General features: G+C 73.6%; 2 protein-coding genes. Both read left to right on the top strand.

All coding sequences use genetic code 11. From position 1 onward, the window contains the following. Window positions 1–61: 61 nt before the first annotated feature. Window positions 62–1,111, top strand: coding sequence for a TauD/TfdA family dioxygenase (locus K6I34_RS34725; protein ID WP_229332025.1), 1,050 nt, complete (start codon window positions 62–64; stop codon window positions 1,109–1,111). Further along, window positions 1,108–2,950: non-ribosomal peptide synthetase (locus tag K6I34_RS34720; protein ID WP_229332024.1), on the top strand; the 1,843-nt coding region annotated here is incomplete at its 3' end. The genes K6I34_RS34725 and K6I34_RS34720, both read left to right, overlap by 4 nt.

The raw sequence follows: 2,950 nt of genomic DNA, 5'->3' as shown, positions 1-2,950 counted from the left end.
CAGCCCCTCCTCCACTCGCCTCCGCTCGCCTCACGACGACTCAGAAAAGGACCAAGGAGAGATGACAACGTCTCCCGGCGCCACGAACCCGGGCGATTCCGCCACCCCCACCTGGCGACTCGCCGAGGGGAAGCCCGCCACCACCGACGTACCGCGCTTCGACACCGTCGAGGAAGCCTGCGCCTGGCTCTCCGGCCTCGGCACCGAACTGCGCGACAGGCTCCGCGAGCACGGTGCCCTCTACTTCCGCGGGCTGCCCGTCCGTAGCGTCGAGGACTTCGCCCGTGTACGGGACGTCCTGATGCCCCAGCGGACCCCGTACCGCGAGAAGGCCACCCCGCGCAGCAGCTTCGGCGACGACGTCTACTCGTCCACCGACCTGCCGCCCTCCCAGCCCATCCGCATGCACAACGAGAACAGCTACACCCTCACCTTCCCTGGCCTGCTGCTGTTCGCCTGCCTGACCGCCCCGGCGGAAGGCGGCGCCACCCCCGTCGCCGACTGCCGCGAGGTCCTGCGCCGCCTCCCCGCCGGACTGGTCGAGCGCATGCGCGCGCACGGCTGGGCGCTCACCCGCCACTACTCGGAGCACATCTCGGTCAGCTGGCAGAACGCCTTCGCCACCACCGACCGCGCCGAGGTCGAGAAGTACTGCGCCGACAACCTCGTCTCCTGCGCGTGGGGCGACGACGGGACCCTGCGCACCGCCCAGCTGCGCCCCGGCATCGTCCGGCACCCGGCCACCGGTGACGAGGTCTGGTTCAACCACCTCGCGTTCTGGAGCTCCTGGTCCCTCGACGAAGAGCTCAGGGAGGCGCTGACCGACGAATTCGGCCCCGACGGCCTGCCCTTCGAGACCGACTTCGCCGACGACCTGCCCTTCACCCGCGAGGAACTCGACCTCGTCAACGCCGCGTACGAAGCGGCCACCGTACGCCGCACCTGGCAGACCGGCGACGTCCTCCTCGTCGACAACATCCTCACCAGTCACGGCCGTGACCCCTTCCGCGGCGACCGGAAGATCGTCGTCGCCATGGGCAGCCCCGTCGACCTCGCCGACTGCTCCCCGACCGTGGCACCCGCGGCACAGGTGAGGCGGGCGACGGCATGAGCACCACGGACGACACCCGCACCGGCACCACCGCCGACGGCGCCGCGCGCGCCGCGTACGGGGAGAGCGGCCCCACCCGGCTCCTCGACCCCCTGGCCCGCTTCCGGCAGACCGTGGCGGACGTCCCGGGGCGGCTCGCCGTCGTGGACGGCACCACCCACGTCGACTTCGCCGAGCTCGACCGCCGTACGGCCCGCGTCGCCGCCCTCCTCCGGGCCCGAGGCATCGGGCCGGGCCACCGCGTCGGCGTGAGCCTGCCCCGGAGCGCCGGTCTCCTGGTCGCGCTGCTCGCGGTATGGCGGGCGGGCGCCGCCTACGTACCGCTCGACCCCGCCCACCCCCAGGACCGCCTCGCGTACATGGTGCGGCAGGCCCGGGTCCGCACCGTCCTCGCCGACCCCGGGGCCGGGACCGCCTGGCCCGCGGGCGTCGAGATCCTCCCGCTGAACGACGCGGACGCCTGGCGCAGCACCGCGGAGGGCCTCGCCGGGTTCATCAAGGTCGCCCCGGCCGACCCCGCGTACGTCATCTTCACCTCCGGCTCCACCGGCGCCCCGAAGGGGGTCCAGACCACCCGCGGGGGAGTGGCCTGTCTCATCACCGGCCTGGAACTGGCCGGTGCCTACGACACCGACCCCCGCGTCGTCGCCTGGAACGCCAGCGTCTCCTTCGACGCGTCCGTGCAGCAGTGGGCGCGCGTGTGCCGGGGCGACACGGTCGTGATCGTCGGCGAGACCGAGCGCACGGACCCCGCGCGCCTGCGGGAGCTGCTCGACACGCATGCCGTCGACGACCTGGACCTGACGCCCTCCCACTGGGAGTTCCTCCGCGACAGCCTGCTCACCCCCACGGCCGACGGACGGACCCTGCGGCTCTTCATGGGCGGCGAACCCGTGCCCCCGGCCACCTGGCAGGAGCTCGCCGCCGCGCGGCGGCGCGGCGAGGTGGAGGCCGTCAACCTCTACGGCCCGACCGAGTGCACCGTCGACGCCACGACCGCCTGGATCGAGGGCGACGCACCGCACATCGGCCGCCCGCTGCCGGGCGTCGTCGCCCGCGTGCTCGGCGAGGACCTCGCGGAGCTCCCCGACGGCACGGAGGGCGAGCTCTACCTCTCGGGACCGGGCCTCGCGCACGGCTACGTCGGCAGGGCCGCGCTCACGGCACAGCGCTTCGTCGCGGACCCCTCCGCCCGCGGCGAGCGCATGTACCGCACCGGGGACAAGGTGCGCCGCCTGCCCGACGGCACACTCGCCCACCTCGGCCGGACCGACCGCCAGATCAAGATCCGCGGCTACCGCGTGGAGCCGGGCGAGATCGAGCACCTCCTCGCCGGGCACCCGGACGTCCGGTCCGCCGCCGTCACCGTCCACCACGACGCGGAGGCCGGGGACCGGCTCGTCGCCCACTACGTCCCGGCGGAGGGCACTTCTCCCGGCACCGACGCGCTGCGCGAGCACCTGGCCGCCGCGCTGCCGCCCTACATGGTCCCCACGGCGTACATGCGCCTCGACGCCATGCCGCTGACCGTCAACGGCAAGACCGACCTCGCGGCCCTGCCGGAGCCCAGCGACACCGTCCTCTCCGACCCCCTCCCCGACGGGCACCTCGCCCCGGAAGGCGAGGTCGAGACCCTCATCGCCGAGGTCTGGGGCGAGGTCCTCGGGCGCGAACGGGTCGGCGCGGACGACGACTTCTTCGCACTGGGCGGACACTCGCTGCTCGCGTTGCGGGTGGTCGCACGCCTGAAGAAACAGATGGGGGTGGCGATGCGGGTGAGGGACGTCTACCAGTATCCGTCCCTCCGCGCCCTGGCCCACCACGTGGGGACCTTGACGG

Origin of the sequence: Streptomyces sp. UNOC14_S4 (assembly GCF_020740835.1) — a bacterium.
GTDB lineage: Bacteria > Actinomycetota > Actinomycetes > Streptomycetales > Streptomycetaceae > Streptomyces.
Note: the sequence above shows the minus strand (reverse complement) of the source record. Positions and strands in the feature narration are given on the sequence as shown.

Coding starts and splice junctions, on each gene's coding strand:
- K6I34_RS34725 (WP_229332025.1), top strand. CDS start 62: ATGACAACGTCTCCCGGCGCCACGAACCCGGGCGATTCCGCCACCCCC.